The sequence below is a fragment of the Sporosarcina ureae DSM 2281 genome (genome assembly GCF_000425545.1).
Lineage (GTDB): Bacteria > Bacillota > Bacilli > Bacillales_A > Planococcaceae > Sporosarcina > Sporosarcina ureae.
In genome coordinates this window covers 1-14,825 of sequence record NZ_AUDQ01000021.1, presented here as the reverse complement: position 1 = coordinate 14,825, position 14,825 = coordinate 1, and the positions used below count along the sequence as shown (strand labels likewise).

General features: G+C 40.5%; 18 protein-coding genes. 13 read left to right on the top strand and 5 right to left on the bottom strand.

Going from position 1 to position 14,825, the window contains the following annotated elements; translation table 11 throughout:
* Positions 1–243: 243 nt before the first annotated feature.
* The gene (locus tag H605_RS0114935; protein WP_029054956.1) at positions 244–558 is read left to right on the top strand and encodes a hypothetical protein; all 315 of its coding nucleotides are present in this window, start codon (positions 244–246) and stop codon (positions 556–558) included.
* A 103-nt stretch (positions 559–661) separates the two neighbouring features.
* Here the strand turns inward: H605_RS0114935 and H605_RS18070 are convergent, their stop codons facing one another.
* Entirely contained in the window at positions 662–1,135 is a 474-nt protein-coding gene (locus tag H605_RS18070; RefSeq protein WP_051210622.1) for a cupin domain-containing protein, read from the bottom strand.
* Positions 1,136–1,497: 362 nt separating this feature from the next.
* Between H605_RS18070 and H605_RS19620 the strand changes: the two genes are divergently transcribed.
* The 6 genes from H605_RS19620 (at position 1,498) to H605_RS0114900 (ending at position 3,758) form a co-directional block, all read left to right on the top strand.
* Complete coding sequence (locus tag H605_RS19620) at positions 1,498–1,620, top strand: hypothetical protein (RefSeq protein ID WP_257788261.1); 123 nt, start codon at positions 1,498–1,500, stop codon at positions 1,618–1,620.
* 71 nt (positions 1,621–1,691) lie between these two features.
* On the top strand, positions 1,692–1,814 hold the full coding sequence (locus tag H605_RS19615) for a hypothetical protein (protein WP_257788260.1): 123 nt from the start codon (positions 1,692–1,694) through the stop codon (positions 1,812–1,814).
* Positions 1,815–2,172: 358 nt separating this feature from the next.
* Positions 2,173–2,295 carry a hypothetical protein gene (locus H605_RS19610; RefSeq protein WP_257788259.1) on the top strand — a complete coding sequence of 41 codons (123 nt, stop codon included), beginning with the start codon at positions 2,173–2,175 and terminating at the stop codon, positions 2,293–2,295.
* 53 nt (positions 2,296–2,348) lie between these two features.
* On the top strand, positions 2,349–2,471 hold the full coding sequence (locus H605_RS19605) for a hypothetical protein (protein WP_255408340.1): 123 nt from the start codon (positions 2,349–2,351) through the stop codon (positions 2,469–2,471).
* 52 nt (positions 2,472–2,523) lie between these two features.
* Positions 2,524–2,646, top strand: coding sequence for a hypothetical protein (locus tag H605_RS19600; protein ID WP_255397466.1), 123 nt, complete (start codon positions 2,524–2,526; stop codon positions 2,644–2,646).
* Between the two features lie 152 nt (positions 2,647–2,798).
* Positions 2,799–3,758: a bile acid:sodium symporter family protein gene (locus tag H605_RS0114900; protein WP_029054955.1), complete on the top strand. Its 960-nt coding sequence runs from the start codon at positions 2,799–2,801 to the stop codon at positions 3,756–3,758.
* Positions 3,759–3,805: 47 nt separating this feature from the next.
* Here H605_RS0114900 and H605_RS0114895 read toward each other — a convergent pair whose 3' ends face one another.
* On the bottom strand, positions 3,806–3,985 hold the full coding sequence (locus H605_RS0114895; protein WP_029054954.1) for a hypothetical protein: 180 nt from the start codon (positions 3,983–3,985) through the stop codon (positions 3,806–3,808).
* Positions 3,986–4,075: 90 nt separating this feature from the next.
* Here H605_RS0114895 and nagZ point away from each other — a divergent pair, with 90 nt between their 5' ends.
* From nagZ to H605_RS0114870, 5 genes are all read left to right on the top strand, one after another.
* The gene (nagZ, locus tag H605_RS18065; protein WP_081657967.1) at positions 4,076–5,746 is read left to right on the top strand and encodes a beta-N-acetylhexosaminidase; all 1,671 of its coding nucleotides are present in this window, start codon (positions 4,076–4,078) and stop codon (positions 5,744–5,746) included.
* An 18-nt stretch (positions 5,747–5,764) separates the two neighbouring features.
* Complete coding sequence (locus H605_RS0114885; RefSeq protein WP_029054953.1) at positions 5,765–6,397, top strand: PGAP1-like alpha/beta domain-containing protein; 633 nt, start codon at positions 5,765–5,767, stop codon at positions 6,395–6,397.
* Between the two features lie 103 nt (positions 6,398–6,500).
* Positions 6,501–7,295, top strand: a complete 795-nt coding sequence (locus H605_RS0114880) for a VLRF1 family aeRF1-type release factor (protein ID WP_029054952.1) — start codon at positions 6,501–6,503, stop codon at positions 7,293–7,295.
* Between the two features lie 238 nt (positions 7,296–7,533).
* The gene (locus tag H605_RS0114875; protein WP_029054951.1) at positions 7,534–9,897 is read left to right on the top strand and encodes a penicillin acylase family protein; all 2,364 of its coding nucleotides are present in this window, start codon (positions 7,534–7,536) and stop codon (positions 9,895–9,897) included.
* Between the two features lie 364 nt (positions 9,898–10,261).
* The gene (locus H605_RS0114870; RefSeq protein WP_029054950.1) at positions 10,262–11,563 is read left to right on the top strand and encodes a purine/pyrimidine permease; all 1,302 of its coding nucleotides are present in this window, start codon (positions 10,262–10,264) and stop codon (positions 11,561–11,563) included.
* Positions 11,564–11,602: 39 nt separating this feature from the next.
* Here H605_RS0114870 and H605_RS19030 read toward each other — a convergent pair whose 3' ends face one another.
* Positions 11,603–11,776 carry a hypothetical protein gene (locus tag H605_RS19030; RefSeq protein WP_155979549.1) on the bottom strand — a complete coding sequence of 58 codons (174 nt, stop codon included), beginning with the start codon at positions 11,774–11,776 and terminating at the stop codon, positions 11,603–11,605.
* Between the two features lie 146 nt (positions 11,777–11,922).
* On the opposite strand from H605_RS19030, the gene H605_RS0114860 reads away from it, so the two are divergent.
* Positions 11,923–12,477: a DJ-1/PfpI family protein gene (locus H605_RS0114860; RefSeq protein ID WP_029054949.1), complete on the top strand. Its 555-nt coding sequence runs from the start codon at positions 11,923–11,925 to the stop codon at positions 12,475–12,477.
* A gap of 77 nt (positions 12,478–12,554) precedes the next feature.
* On the opposite strand, the gene H605_RS0114855 is transcribed toward H605_RS0114860, so the two are convergent.
* Both H605_RS0114855 and H605_RS18060 read right to left on the bottom strand, forming a co-directional pair.
* Positions 12,555–13,184 (bottom strand): Yip1 family protein, encoded by a 630-nt coding sequence (locus H605_RS0114855; RefSeq protein ID WP_029054948.1) that lies wholly within the window; start codon positions 13,182–13,184, stop codon positions 12,555–12,557.
* A gap of 386 nt (positions 13,185–13,570) precedes the next feature.
* Positions 13,571–14,824, bottom strand: a complete 1,254-nt coding sequence (locus tag H605_RS18060; RefSeq protein ID WP_029054947.1) for an IS110 family RNA-guided transposase — start codon at positions 14,822–14,824, stop codon at positions 13,571–13,573.
* Between the last annotated feature and the right edge of the window lies 1 nt (position 14,825).

The following is a 14,825-nucleotide window of genomic DNA, read 5'->3' as shown; positions in this document are numbered from 1 at the left end:
CCACTGCTTTCAATTACCTTCTTAATTTCAAACTTTAGGGGCATCCTATAATCTTTGAAAGTTTTAATGGATTTAATATATCCGCCGTTATTGAGATGAATACACTCATAAAAATTAGGACATTATAGAACCAATGCTGAATTTAAATAATTAAAGAAGCAACTAATGCAGAAATATCGTAAATATCGACTTCATGTTACAATTATTGAATCGGTTAATTTTAATAAGAAGGAGTGAACTCGTATGGCATTAAGCATATTGGAAATCATGTATATAGTTTTAATAGTACTAGCGATAGGAATTCAAGTCGTATTATATAAAAGTAAATCCAATAACAGTGTAATTATAATTAATATGTTATTTGGCCTGCTTTTATCGTACCTAGCGTTTACAACTTTTCCATCAAACTTTGCAATTCAAAGAACACTAGCAGTTGTAATGGGGATAGTAGCTATATTGGCAGTTGTTATTAAGTTCAGAAGTGAAGAGCTTGTGTTGTTAAGTAAAATTGCGCTCTCAATTTCTATCCTAGTTAGCTTAGCGTTATTATTTTTATGAAAAATTTTACACTATAAATAGAAATGACAAAGACAAGACGCCGTGTAAATGGGTGTCTTGTCTTTTTAACTTTTACTATCATAATCCTAGTGATTTCAGATAACTATATATCCGTATTGTGAGTAGTATGTGTGGACTCCATTGTATCCGCTATAGCCTTCGTTTCGTGTACCGTACCGTGCGGATGATTTGGCGGTGCATAAATAGAATACAATTTGATGGGCACAGTACCGGTGTTTATTAAATTATGCCAGGACCCAGCCGGAATAATAATAATATCATCATCCTGAACGTGCCGCTCGAAATCTACTTGTTCTTTTCTACGTCCCATCTGAACCATTCCTTGCCCTTCCTCAAGCCTAATAAATTGATCGACATGGGGATGTTTCTCTAAACCAATATCCTCTCCCGGTGCAATACTCATAAGTGTGAGTTGCAAATGGTCACCTGTCCATAACGCGGTGCGAAATGTTTGGTTTCCTTTTGTTGCCTCTTCTATATTAATCGTGAAAGGCATAGGACCATAATCTGTTTGACTATGGTGTGGTAGTACAGCATGAAATTCAGACTGATTCATTTGCTGTGAAGGATACATATGGAAACAAGGCCATATATACATCGGCTGATACCAACACGCTAATATGAAATTAGAAACAGGTTGATAGATAACACTCATCCCTCTCTTTATATTTTCATCATAGTATATGTATGGAACTCTAATTTGTGTTTAAAAGAAAAATGAGTAAATAGCTAAACTTATTGTGACTAGAATTCACAAAGTAGTCATATGTAAGCGGTTCAACTTTGAATGAATTGTGAAGGTATTCACAATGTGGCCAAACCAATTGAAAAGGATAGTATACTAAGGGTAACAAGAGAAGTTGATTATAGATTCTCGCCTAGTGAATCAACATACAACTAAAAAGGAGATTGAACAATATGTGGGTTATCACTTTGTTCGAAACAGAAAATGTACGGATCTTTGAATATGCAGAGAAAATAGAAGCTATCACTGCCATGGAGAAATTCAATGAGTACGCTGTTTTATCCTATACAAAATAAAAAGCAATGAACATACACATAGCTAATAATAATAAACGATATAAAAGAAAGTCAAAGGGAGATGGACAAACATGTGGGTAATTACTTTATTTGATCAAGCGAACGTACGAATATTTGAGTATGCTGAGAAGGTAGAAGCTTTGAATGCAATGAAGAATTTTAGTAAATATGCCGTTCTTTCTTACACAAAATAAGCAGTTGTTATTACAACCGTAGCGTACTTCGCTACGGTTTTTTACATGTAAATTGAATTGAAATATTTATAATTGGAGATGACAGTTCCTAGCCACTGTCGAAGGATGTAGTTTTATGTTGATGAAAAAATTAAATTATTTTTAAAAAATACGCATATATTGTGTTTCTATAATAAGAAAACGTTTGCAGACACAATTACGACATATGTAAGCGTTTTGACTTTGAATGATTTGTGAAAAGCTTCACATATCGGTTTCTTTTGTTGTAGAACAGAGTATGATAAGAGTAACAAAAGAAATTGGTTAGCAGATTCCATTCAAGGAACTATGCTGCCAAACAAAAGGGAGACTACACAACATGTGGGTTATCACATTGTTTGACGAAGCAAACGTAAGAATCTTTGAATATGCTGAAAAGGCCGAAGCGACAAATGCACTGAAAAACTTTAACAATTACGCAGTTCTAACATACACATACTAAGTGTTGGCTTTACTATTGATAAATGAATACAAATTAAAAGGAGACTGACAAACATGTGGGTTATTACATTATTTGATCAAGCAAACGTAAGGATCTTTGAATATGCTGAGAAGGCAGAAGCAACAAAAGCATTGAAGAACTTTAACAATTACGCAGTTCTAACATACACATACTAAGCGATGCTTTACTGGTGATAAATCAATACAAATTAAAAGGAGATTGACAAACATGTGGGTAATTACTTTGTTCGACCAAGCGAACGTACGTATTTTTGAATATGCTGAGAAAGCAGAAGCGACTGACGCGATGAAGAACTTCAGCAAATATGCAGTTCTTTCATACACAAAATAATGTCGTCATAAAAAAACCGTAGCGATATACTGCTGCGGGTTTTTTATGCATCCATTATATTTGTTAGTTAGATTATTAATTCTCACACAATCTACTATGCTAGAATACGACTATATCATCCATGACGTCAGGCTAGTAAAGAAGGAAATTATATGTTTAGTAATTTAAATATTTTTTTACAACGATGGATTGCCATATTAACACCACTTAGCTTAGTGATCGGTGTATTGTTTCATCAAGTAGGGGAGCAGTTAGTATTTATCGTCTCCTGGTTGTTTGCCTTTATGACGTTTGTAGGCAGTCTTGGCATGAATGTCAAAGAAGTGCGTATGGTAAGGAAGTATCCTGCCGTAGTGCTTGTAAGCATCGCCTTTCTGCATATAGTAATGCCTGCATGGGCTTACTTTTTATCCACGGTCTTTTTTGATGATCATTTACTGACGGTAGGTTTTGTATTGGCAGTAGCTATTCCGACGGGGGTTACGAGTGTGATTTGGGTAACCATATCGAAGGGCAATCTACCTCTGTGCTTATCTATCATATTGATTGATACATTACTGGCACCTATCATTTTACCGGCTATTCTGTATTTCGTCGTAGGAGAAAGTGTAACAATTGATACGATGTCACTAATCTTAAATTTACTGTGGATGATTGTACTTCCTACAATACTAGGTATTACGTTAAATGAACTATCAAAGGGAAGCATCCAAAAGAAATGGGGCCCCCTTTTAGCTCCCTTCTCTAAATTAAGTCTGTTTGCGATTGTTGCGATCAATGGTAGTGCAGTAGCGCCTTATGTTCAGAAGGCTTCTTTGGAACTGGTCGGCATTATTGCTCTTGTACTGTTCATAGCGTTAACGGGCTATGCAATCGCTTTATGGATTGCGCATGTACTATGGAAAGACCCAGTAATTGCTACCACATTCATGTTTGTGGGCGGCATGCGAAATATTGCGACTGGTGTTGTCATCGCGACAACGTTCTTCCCGGCAAAAGTCGTCATGCCTGTCGTTTTCGGTATGCTATTCCAGCAAGTACTTGCCTCGGCATACAATAAAGTAGGAAACTGGTATGGAAGACGTCATTTTGAGGTAAATGAAGAGGGATAAAATAAAACAACTGCCGTCATTCTGAAGATCAGAACACGGCAGTTGTTTTATTTTTTCTTCTTCTTATTCTTGGGTCTAGATCCAAACTCAGCAGAAAATTCTTCTAATGAATGACCTTCCGGACGTTGATTATTACTATTACTGGCTTCTTTGTTTTTATTCTGATACGTATCCAATGGGTTGTGTGTCCGTTCATTCATGGTTTTTTTGTTATTTTTATTCGTCATGTTCGTCCACCTCCTACCGACTATAATGGACAAAATTCGAAATTTTATGCGACAGTTGACGACATCAATAGATATCTGAAAAATGTTATCATGACTAAAAGAAGAGGTGGAACTATGCGAAAAGTATCTAGAATCGTACTGTTACTCGTCGTCGGTGCCCTTTTTATAATAGCAACAGGGTGTTCAAATCAAGAGAACAAACAGGATGAAAAAGCCAAACAATTAGAAATACGAAATAAGCAGAACAAACAAGCGTTGATTACGATTCACGACGCCGCTAAAAAAGGAAGGCTGCCCAACCAACAGTGGCAAGCAGGAGAAACTACTTTTCAACAAGTTCAAGATCAGTTGGGGGAAGCAGATAAAGTAGAACGTGATAATAAAGGAACCTATGCGGTTTATGTAAAAGAACAGTTGAAGCTTGGTTTGACAGAGAATAATTTGGTCTATAAATTGCGTACAGTGGAATCAAAACTCGATGATGTAACTCAGTCGCAAACTAGAGAAATACTAGGAGCCCCAGACAAACTAGGACAAGTAGATGAGCAAACGGCTTTTGTTTATGAATTGAATGATGAATATCAATTAACCTTGCTGTTTTCCTCTTCAGAAAACGATGCATCTATCGCAGAAGTTGCTGTTCTCCATAAGCCACGTGCTGAAATTCAGGCTGTCATAGAGGGAATGCAATTAGATGAAAAGCTCGGTCAGTTGATTCTGATGGGTGTGCGAGGTCCGCAGCTGGATTCAGTGGCGAAGGCATTGATCCAAGACAGACATGTCGGTGGCATCATTTTATTTACTCGTAATTTTGTGTCTGTTTCGCAGTCGCTTAGTTTGATTAATGATTTAAAACAAGCAAATACTAATGCCAAAACACCGTTATTCATTAGTGCAGACGAAGAAGGAGGACGTGTTACACGTTTGCCAAAAGGACTCGTAAAAACTCCTTCCAATCGTGAAGTAGGGATTGCTGAAAACGGAAAATATGCATATGATGTTGGCGAGTTAATTGGCCGCAAAATGAGTGCGTTTGGATTGAATATGAATTTTGCACCTGTACTAGACGTGGATAGCAATCCGGATAATCCAGTGATTGGTGACCGTTCCTATGGTAATGATGCACAGCTAGTCAGTAAAGCAGGAATCCAGCAAGCGAATGGTATGGCGTCGCAACATGTCATACCTGTCGTCAAACACTTTCCGGGACATGGTGATACAAGTGTAGACTCGCATATTAATTTGCCTGTGATCACGCATAATAAGGAGCGCTTAAAGAACGTAGAACTGCTTCCTTTTAAACAAGCGATTGAGGGCGGAGTAAATGCGGTAATGGTCGGCCACTTACTTGTAGAGGCGTATGATCCGAAAACACCTGCATCTTTTTCAAAAATAATCATTCAAGACTTATTGCGTGATGAATTACAGTTTGACGGTGTCGTTATTACAGACGACTTGGTCATGGGAGCTATCGAAGAAAACTATACGATTGGAGAGGTGGCAGTCCAATCTATTGTAGCAGGTGGAGATATTTTGCTCGTTGGGCATAGATATACGCCAGTAAACGAGCTACTCACTGCATTACAAGATGCTCTAAATGAAGGAGTAATTACAGAACAACGAATTAATCAAAGTGTTGAACGGATTTTACTGCTGAAGCAACAGTATGGAGTGGAAGATATTTCAAAAGAGCAAGTCGATGTGGAAGAGCTCAATCAACAAACGAAGGAGCTTATAAAGAAAATCCAGTCAGGCAATTAACGAAAAAGGAGTAAGCGCATGGAAGAACGTGTTCTATTGTTTCATGGTTTCAATAAAAGCTCATGTGATATGCAGACGTTGTCTACCTATTTAGAATATCACGGCTTTCATTGCAGATCGCTCGATTTACCGTTAACATATCATGAATTTGATCAATCACTTTTTATAGTGGAAGAAATTTTATCCGAAATGGTATCACAAAAAAATACACTTATCCATTTGGTAGGCCACAGTACAGGCGGTCTACTTATTCGAAAAGTATTGCAGGAAACACAATGGAATGATTCAATTGGTCACTGTGTGCAAATTGCCACGCCAAATCGAGGAAGTCATCTCGCGCACGTAGCGAGTAAAATTATAGGATATACTGAGTACTATAGAACATTACGTTCATTAAACGCTACGTATATTGAGCAGCTGAATTTGCCCGATATAACACCCTTTTCAATTGGCGCAATCGCGGGAACCCGAAATCATTTATGGCTTGGAAAGTTACTCCAAGGGGAAAATGATGGACGAGTAGAGTTGGATTCAGTTTATTATCCCGGATTAGCTGATTTTATTACGGTACCATATGGTCATAATGAAATCCATCACCAAAGAGAAGTAGCTGAATTAACTGCACGCTTTTTGCAAACTGGCCATTTTTGATACAGCACTTCTTTTCTACTTGAAAAAATTCACAGCTCTAATTTCCTTGTAATATTCATTTCAGCGGGCATGCTACAGCTGAGGGAATAAGGAGGATGATTGGATGCGTATTAGTGAAGAGTTGAAAAAGTTGAAAGCATTTCACTGTGATGATCGATGTGTGCTGTCCGTATACTTAAACACGAATCCTGCTGATCCTGACCAACAGCAAGCTGCGTGGAGAATTCATTTGAAATCAGGATTGAAAAGGATTGATGAATATCTCGTCGCATCGGGTGATGAAAAAGAGTTGACTGCATTTCGTTCTTTGAAAGACCGAGTGATGAAGGAAATTGAAGATAAGCAAAATGATTTGGCGAAAGGTGCTATCATTTTTGCAGCAGCAGATCCTGAAATTTGGTCTGTTCATTATGTTCAAGTGGCAGTCAAGACGAGCTTTCATTGGGAAAATCAAGCGATGACAAATGAATTGGAGTATATGTTACAAGCATATCCAGAAGCGGGAATTATACTCCCGAGTTACAGCAATGTCCGGATTTTGGATACAGCAATGGGGAGAGTCCATGACGAAACAGTGTATGAATTTGATTCGGGTCTCGATGTCTGGAAAGAACAAAAAGACATCAAGTCTTCCATACAGCGGGGAGTAGGAGGACATACAGACGGATTTGATCTGCGCTTAAAAGAGAATTTAGATCGTTTTTATAAAGACATGGGCGCTGTGGTCGGTAATATGAAAAAGAAGCGCGGATGGAAAGAAGTGCATGTGGCAGGGGAAGCGGAATTGGCCAAAAGCTTCTCATCCATCTTGCGAGAAAAGCCCGAAAGCTGTATTCACAAAAACTTTGGAAAATCGAACAATAATCACGTCATCCAAAAGATCTTCGAATCCCGCTAAGTAGTGCCATAAGAGGATGTCCCAGAGGTCCGTGACTTCAAGGGGCATTCTTTTTTGGTTTTTTGATCTTAGAGTAAGATCAAATTTTTTATACGGTGAGAGCGGATTGAAGCTTTAACCGGGGACGCGTCTCTCCAATTTATTAACAACCTATTATCATGAGGTTGCGCTAAAGATTAATAATTAAAGTAATTTCAGAATATTAATAGTATACTAAGTTCTAAAGAGGGGGATTAACATGGGGAGATTCAGGAAAATTACGCTGTGGGCACTTAGTATACTATCAATTGTAGTGGTTCTTGTTGCTATATTTGCAAACGCTTACATATCAAAGTCGAAACCATTGATAGCAGGAGAGCATCAAGTCTCATTCGTCGATCAAGAAGTAGTTATTACACGGGATCACAATGGGGTTCCGCATATTAATGCCGCTTCGGATGGAGACCTGTACCGAGCGCAAGGTTATGTGCAAGCGCAAGACCGTTTATTCCAAATGGATCTAGCACGCAGGCAGGCGAGTGGTCGTCTAGCTGAAGTTATCGGTGACAAGGCAGTTGATACGGATAAGTTATTCCGTACATTCAGTCTGCGAAATGCAGCTGAAGCTTCATATGAAGGATATGGAGAACATGCGAAAGCGGTGCTTGGCTGGTATGCAGAAGGGGTCAATGCATTCATTGAGGAAGCTACATCTGAAAAGAAATTGTCCTACGAATTTTCACTTCTTGGATATGAGCCTGAAGAGTGGACGCCTATCGATTCATTAACCATCGGGAAGTATATGGCTTATGACTTGGGAGGTAGATGGCAACCGCAAGCATTCCGCCACTGGGCGATTAATGCGTTTCCTGAAGAGAAAATGAAAGATTTATTTCTGACGTATCCCGAAAACGCAGAATCGATCATGACGGCTAATAAAGAACATAACGTGGCAGTGGCGGGACGTTTTCTACCGGAACTTTCACCGCCTGAATTCAATGGAAGTAACAACTGGGTTGTATCAGGTGAGAAGACCGCTTCCGGTAAACCATTACTCGCTGATGACCCGCATTTAGGACTGAGTACTCCGTCTATTTGGTATCAGATGCATTTACAATCCCCTGAACAAAATGTTGAAGGTGTAATTTTTGCAGGAATTCCAGGAATCATTTTGGGGAATAATGAAGAAATCGCCTGGGGTGTTACGAACGTTGGTCCAGATGTGCAAGATCTTTATATAGAGGTCCCACATCCAAGTGAAAAAGCTCAATTCCGTTATGATGGAAAGTGGGAGCAGGCAGAAGTACGTAATGAGACGATTAAAGTTAAAGGGGCCGAAGACATTCCATATGAAGTAATCGTCACGAAACACGGGCCGATCATTTCAGACGTTATGTACAAAGAGGAAGATCCCGATGCATTATTCTCCATGCAGTGGACGGCACTCGAGCCCACACTTGAACTTGAAGCGATTATGGAGATGAACAAATCATCAGATTGGGAAGGTTTTGAGAAAGCATTAGAGAAGTTTCACGCACCTGCACAGAATTTCGTCTTTGCTTCCAAGGATGGCACAATCGCGTATAAAGCAAACGGTCGCATTCCCATCCGTAAACAAGGTGACGCACAATTGGCGGTGCCAGGAGATTCTTCTGACTATGGTTGGAAAGGCTATATTCCATATGATGAACTACCACGTGTGGTAAATCCTAAAGAAGGTTTTATCGCCACAGCAAATAATGAAGTGGTCGATGAAGAGTATCCATATCACATCACGAAGTTCTGGGCACAGCCATACCGCTTCCAACGGATAGTGGAAGTGCTGCGCGAAGGCGATAACTTCACAGTGGAAGACATGATGAAACTGCAAATGGACCAAAAAAATCTCTATGCAGCAGAATTCCTTCATTCCATGATTGGATCAGTAGAAAACGTAGACCAATCAGGTGAATATAAAGAAGTATTGAATACGTTAAAAGAATGGAATCAAGTTGATTCAAAAGATAGTAGTGCTCCGCTAATTTTCCATAAGTGGATGAAACAATTGCAAATTGATATGTTCCGTGAAGAAATGCCGGCGGATGTCTATGAACTAATGCCGGGCAAAAATCAGATTACAGACGAACTTCTGCGTAAAGGATATAGCGGAGAAGAAAGCGTCTGGTTAGAAGAAAAACAAGGCATCGATCAATGGGTGTACGATTCATTTAGCAACGCAATAAAAAACATCGCCAATGACTTCGGTGACAAGCAACAAAAATGGGCATGGGGCGACTATCACCAACTAACATTCCCTCACCCACTTGCAAGTGCATCACCCATATTCGCCAAACTATTAAATCCTGAAAAGCAACCAATCGGCGGATCCAATATCACAGTACAAGCCGCCGCCTTCAAAGATGACGGCTCTGTCAACCACGGCGCATCATGGCGTTTCGTTGCAGACCTAGACGATTTAACCAAGACATATCACGTCGTCGGACCCGGCCAAAGCGGACATCTGAAATCCAAATGGTTCCACGACCAAGCAGAGGACTGGGCAAAAGGTCAATACCATGAAACACTGATGAGCCAAAACGTTCCCGACGGTCGTGTACTTACGTTGCAGCCTATAGGAAAATAATCAGAATTGCTTAAGGATCATCTCTGGGAAGTAGTGATTTACTGCTTCTTGCGATGGTCTTTTTTTAGTTGCGCTGCGCTACTGAGTGGTATTTAATTTAGGTTGTGGTTCTAATAGGAAGAAAAGCAGCGCGGTAGTGGGGCCAATGAGCATTACACTCTATAGGCAGTCAAACGAGTAGCTCTGTTCAAAACAGACAAATAAATGATCTGGTTGCATCTTACTCACCCAGTCCAAAACTATGAACTCTCTAGCCCCAGTCACTCCAAAAAAGCGCAGATTAATTTCAAAAAGCAAAAAACACATCTCACATGGTATACTATATGGATTCTAATTTGCAAAGTATTATCGGAGGAATTTTACAATGAAACATCTAGCGGGCGGCATACAATGGACCGTCTTTCTCATCGCATCATCTATTGCAGCCCCCATCGCGATCGCACACGTCTTCGGTATGGACCCCGTAGCCACATCGCTATTCATGCAACGAACCATATTCGTTCTCGGTATTGCCTGTCTGATCCAAGCATTTTTCGGACATCGAATGCCAATTAACGAAGGACCCGCAGGCTTATGGTGGGGAATCTATGTAGTCTATGCAGGCATGGTCGGTATTTTTTATACAACGTCAACAGACGCCCTGCAAGCATTGCAAAGTGGTATGTTGTACAGTGGAGTGCTATTCATTATCCTTGCAGCCACGGGAATTATTACAAAAATGAAAGTGCTCTTCACACCAGCGATCACGTTCACTTATTTAATGTTGCTAATCTTACAATTAAGCGGGACCTTTATCAAAGGCATGATGGGTGTCGAAGAAGCAGGAGACCATTTGGATCCAGTCATTTTACTCGGAAGTTTCATTGTTTTAGTGATCACGTTTATTGCGATGGCTAATAAACGGCCGTCCATATCTAGATATGCCATATTGGTTTCGATTGCACTTGGCTGGGGAATTTTCTTAATGCTAGGGAAAACACCAACCATCGCGAAAGTGTCCGATCAGTTAATCCAACTACCGAAAATGTTCGTCTATGGAAAGCCCGTATGGGACAGTGGTGTTCTCGTTACAGCGATCTTTATCACATTATTGCTAGTAGCGAATATGCTCGCATCGATCCGTGTCATGGAACATTTATTGGAGCAAACTTTTCAAATTACTCAGCCGGATCGATTACGCCAAGGAGCATTTGCTTCAGGATTTATCCATCTGATTGCGGGTGCCTTTTCTGCCATTGGTTCCGTACCGATTTCAGGGTCTGCTGGGTTTGTTGGCACGACACGTATGCCGTCCATTAAACCATTTATAATTGGTAGCACACTCCTAGTGTTAATCACGTTGTTTCCAAGTATCATGGCCATATTTGCTGCTTTGCCTGCGCCCGTTGCATACGCTGTAACTTTTGCCATCTTTACGAAAATGGTGTCGATGGCATTCAATGAACTCGATGCTGACCCAGAAAAAGAACGCGCGCGCCAAGCTGTAGCATTTGGATTGATGGTAGGTGTAGGTACAATGTTCGTCCCAGCAGAAAGCCTGTCACAACTTCCTGCCGTGGTAGCTTCAACACTATCTAACGGATTGATTACAGGAACGATCCTTGCGATCATTATTGAGCAATATATGATACGTAGAAGGCAAAGGAATTCGTATAGTAAGATGTGAAAAATCCCAACAGTTCAACCTGTTGGGATTTTTCACGAATTATTTTCTTTTATCCTCTGTTGCGCGATAGACTTCTTTCAAAGCATCCCGATACTCTTTACCGCTTGCATTTTCACGAGCGCGTGAAACTTCTTCTGCAGTGGCTTCAAACTCCATTCCCATTTCCTCGTTGATCGTTCCTTTATGAAACAAATGACGTATATCTTTATCCATAGAAATCCCTCCTCATCATAATATGGTTGAATTGGAGATAACCATACATAAAGAAGAGAATCTCATTGAAAGAAAGAGGATTCATTAGTAAATTGTCGAATGAAGTACAGTAGTCATACATTTCAGAATAGGGAGAGGATCTGCATATGAGTAAAAAAGTATTAATTCTTGGCGGAGATGCCGTAGAAGCACTGGAAATTTTCTATCCGTACTATCGTTGTTTGGAAGAAGGATTTGATACGACTATTGCTTCGCCATCGGTAAAGAAATTATATACCGTTACCCATGACTTCATCGATGGAATGGAAACATATGTTGAAAAACCAGCGTATGGTTTGGATTCACATATTGCCTTCAAAGATGTCAATCCTGCAGATTATGATGCGCTCATTATTCCAGGTGGACGTGCACCGGAGTATATCCGTCTAGACGAATCATTACCAGCTATTGTTCGGCACTTCTTTGAAGAAAATAAACCAGTGGCGGCAGTTTGCCATGCTGCACAGGTGTTATCTGTCATTCCAGATTTAATGAAAGGCAGAGAATATACGGCATATATCGCGTGTAAGCCAGACGTTACAGCATCTGGTGCCACATATATCGAAAAAGATCTTCATACGGAAGGAAATTTAGTGTCAGGACATGCTTGGCCAGATCTTCCGGGTTTAATGAGAGAATTTATGAAAATGGTCAATAAATAAAAAATGCAAAGCCTATTAAGCTTTGCATTACACTGAAGACAATTCCAGAGGTGGAGTCGTCTTCAGTTTTTTGTTTTTTAGAATGTGTTGGCAAATAGAGAAAATGTCAGTAACAAAACAATTGGAACCAGCAAAACTAAAAAGAATCCGACAACAATCATAATCGTGCCAAATCCGCGCCAAGAAGAAAATTGGTGGACAATCCCAATACCTTTGGACAAGATCACCGTGCTGAAAATACCTAGAGAAAATGTGAGGAAATTAGTGATCATCAGCGTGGTAGACAAAGTTCCAAATACATCAGCATCAGCGTTGTTCATCATATCAACAAATAAATTCTTACCGAAAATAATGACTAGTAGTAAGTTGATCGGCATCATCCAAATCATCGGAATCGAAGCGATAGGCGACATTTGCACCATATCCTTGAAATTCCCTTTACCTCCAAGCCATTTACCGACCCAAGTGTAGAGGGCAGAACTGATGAACAGGCTGATAATAGTTCCGATGAACGACGACACGATACTAAGCAGAATAATTACAGGTAATGAAAGGTCAGGTAAGAAATCAGTTTCAGTAAAGGATGTCATACCGACGCTGACCGAAGTAAGGAATAAGATAAAGAAACTATAACTCCATGTTTTATATTCGAGAACATAACGAATCGTTTGCTTAGGTTGTGTCCATATCGAAATGAGCGGTTTCATGGGAAAACCTCCCTCTATAAATATTGATGTATCAACGGTTTGAGCCGTTGTATGGGTGCCAAAAAATATTTTTGACACGATGATAAACAAAAATAGTTAGATATTTGAACATTCAGACGTCCGTGGGTACGCTACGCGGTCATCACTGGATAATACTGGTTGCGATGATGATTCTGTATACGATGCACTCTGGATCTCCGCATTGCTTATGATGACGTACCCTCCCATGTCTCTTGGCGTCAAAAGCGCCTACATTCCTTCGTTCGGTCTAGTCATAAGGCGGAGGCTGGCTAAGCTCCTTTGGGGACTCATTGGTCGTATGGATAATATAATGCCGGCTTCTCCGTGTCATCCAATTTTCTAGTCATTCACTCAGAATGTCGTGCTTAAGCAGCTCTATTGAGCGTGGGAATTTCCTTCATCATTTGCTCAGCGTCAAACGCCATATGCTTCGTACAGATTGCGTGCAGTACCTTCAGTAGTTTTCCGCAGAGAACCACGATGGACTGTTTCTTGCGTAATGGGTTCACTTGTCTGGTTGTGTAATACTCGTGCAGTTGTTTAAATGCCTTGTTATGACGCACCATTGGCATCATGACACGGAAGAGCAGTGCACGCAGCTGGCTTCTTCCTCTTTTAGAAATTCGTTTCTGTCCCTTGTGCTGTCCGGATGAATTTTCCCTCAATGTCAATCCCGCAAGTTTCAATAATTGGCGTGGATGATTGTAATGGGCAAAACTGCCGATTTCCGATAGTAAATCAATGATGGTTGCGTCTCCAAGCCCTGGGACTGTTTGGAGATACTCGTACTCAGCCGTCTCCTGAATAAACTCTGTCAGTTGTTCTTGGAGTGATTCAAGCTCCTTCTCAAGTTGGCGATAACGCTGGACAAGTGTGGCAATTTCAATACGGGCCATCTGTTGTCCTTCAGTTACACCTATAGAAGTACGCGCATTTTCAATGAGCTTTTTCGTCTTTGGCAGCTGGGGAGATTTCATCCCCTCTACCGACCGGTAGGTTGCCAGTAGTTCTGACGGTTCCTGATTCGCTATCTCATTCGGGAATGGGGTACATTCCAAAACGGCCAGCGCCATTTTCCCAAACGCTGGAAATACTTCTTGAAACTCAGGGAAATACCGGTCAGTCCAGCGGATCATCTTGTTTTTAATTGTGTTCAATTCTTCAGTAAGGTTGCCTTTCAGTGTCGAACCGACACGTAATTCAGCCTCTGTTTTTCTTAATATCCGTGGATAGCTGTAACGACCATCTTTCACTAAACGTGCGATGACAAGGGCATCCTTAGCGTCGTTCTTCGTCTGAAGATTGTCGTCAAGTTCCTTGGATTTCTTTACATGCATGGGATTACATACGACGAGGGAAATGCCCCGATCGTCGAGAAAGTAAGCCAAATTGAGCCAGTAGTGGCCGGTAGGCTCAATACCAATGATGACATCGGTTTTGCCAAATTGTTTCTTGGCGCTAAGAATGCATTCATAGAAGTATTCGAATCCTTGATTGGTTTGATGTACAGGGAACGATTTCTTCAGGATCATTCCACGTTCATCGACCATGCAGGCGTAATGTGTTCGTTTGGCAATGTCCATTCCGATGACTAGCGTTTTATCTGTAACTTGATTAATC

Excerpts from the sequence above, each read along its gene's own strand:
- H605_RS0114935 (WP_029054956.1), top strand. The coding sequence starts at position 244 with ATGGCATTAAGCATATTGGAAATCATGTATATAGTTTTAATAGTACTA.
- H605_RS18070 (WP_051210622.1), bottom strand. The coding sequence starts at position 1,135 with ATGAATCAGTCTGAATTTCATGCTGTACTACCACACCATAGTCAAACA.
- H605_RS19620 (WP_257788261.1), top strand. The coding sequence starts at position 1,498 with ATGTGGGTTATCACTTTGTTCGAAACAGAAAATGTACGGATCTTTGAA.
- H605_RS19615 (WP_257788260.1), top strand. The coding sequence starts at position 1,692 with ATGTGGGTAATTACTTTATTTGATCAAGCGAACGTACGAATATTTGAG.
- H605_RS19610 (WP_257788259.1), top strand. The coding sequence starts at position 2,173 with ATGTGGGTTATCACATTGTTTGACGAAGCAAACGTAAGAATCTTTGAA.
- H605_RS19605 (WP_255408340.1), top strand. The coding sequence starts at position 2,349 with ATGTGGGTTATTACATTATTTGATCAAGCAAACGTAAGGATCTTTGAA.
- H605_RS19600 (WP_255397466.1), top strand. The coding sequence starts at position 2,524 with ATGTGGGTAATTACTTTGTTCGACCAAGCGAACGTACGTATTTTTGAA.
- H605_RS0114900 (WP_029054955.1), top strand. The coding sequence starts at position 2,799 with ATGTTTAGTAATTTAAATATTTTTTTACAACGATGGATTGCCATATTA.
- H605_RS0114895 (WP_029054954.1), bottom strand. The coding sequence starts at position 3,985 with ATGACGAATAAAAATAACAAAAAAACCATGAATGAACGGACACACAAC.
- nagZ (WP_081657967.1), top strand. The coding sequence starts at position 4,076 with ATGACTAAAAGAAGAGGTGGAACTATGCGAAAAGTATCTAGAATCGTA.
- H605_RS0114885 (WP_029054953.1), top strand. The coding sequence starts at position 5,765 with ATGGAAGAACGTGTTCTATTGTTTCATGGTTTCAATAAAAGCTCATGT.
- H605_RS0114880 (WP_029054952.1), top strand. The coding sequence starts at position 6,501 with ATGCGTATTAGTGAAGAGTTGAAAAAGTTGAAAGCATTTCACTGTGAT.
- H605_RS0114875 (WP_029054951.1), top strand. The coding sequence starts at position 7,534 with ATGGGGAGATTCAGGAAAATTACGCTGTGGGCACTTAGTATACTATCA.
- H605_RS0114870 (WP_029054950.1), top strand. The coding sequence starts at position 10,262 with ATGAAACATCTAGCGGGCGGCATACAATGGACCGTCTTTCTCATCGCA.
- H605_RS19030 (WP_155979549.1), bottom strand. The coding sequence starts at position 11,776 with ATGGATAAAGATATACGTCATTTGTTTCATAAAGGAACGATCAACGAG.
- H605_RS0114860 (WP_029054949.1), top strand. The coding sequence starts at position 11,923 with ATGAGTAAAAAAGTATTAATTCTTGGCGGAGATGCCGTAGAAGCACTG.
- H605_RS0114855 (WP_029054948.1), bottom strand. The coding sequence starts at position 13,184 with ATGAAACCGCTCATTTCGATATGGACACAACCTAAGCAAACGATTCGT.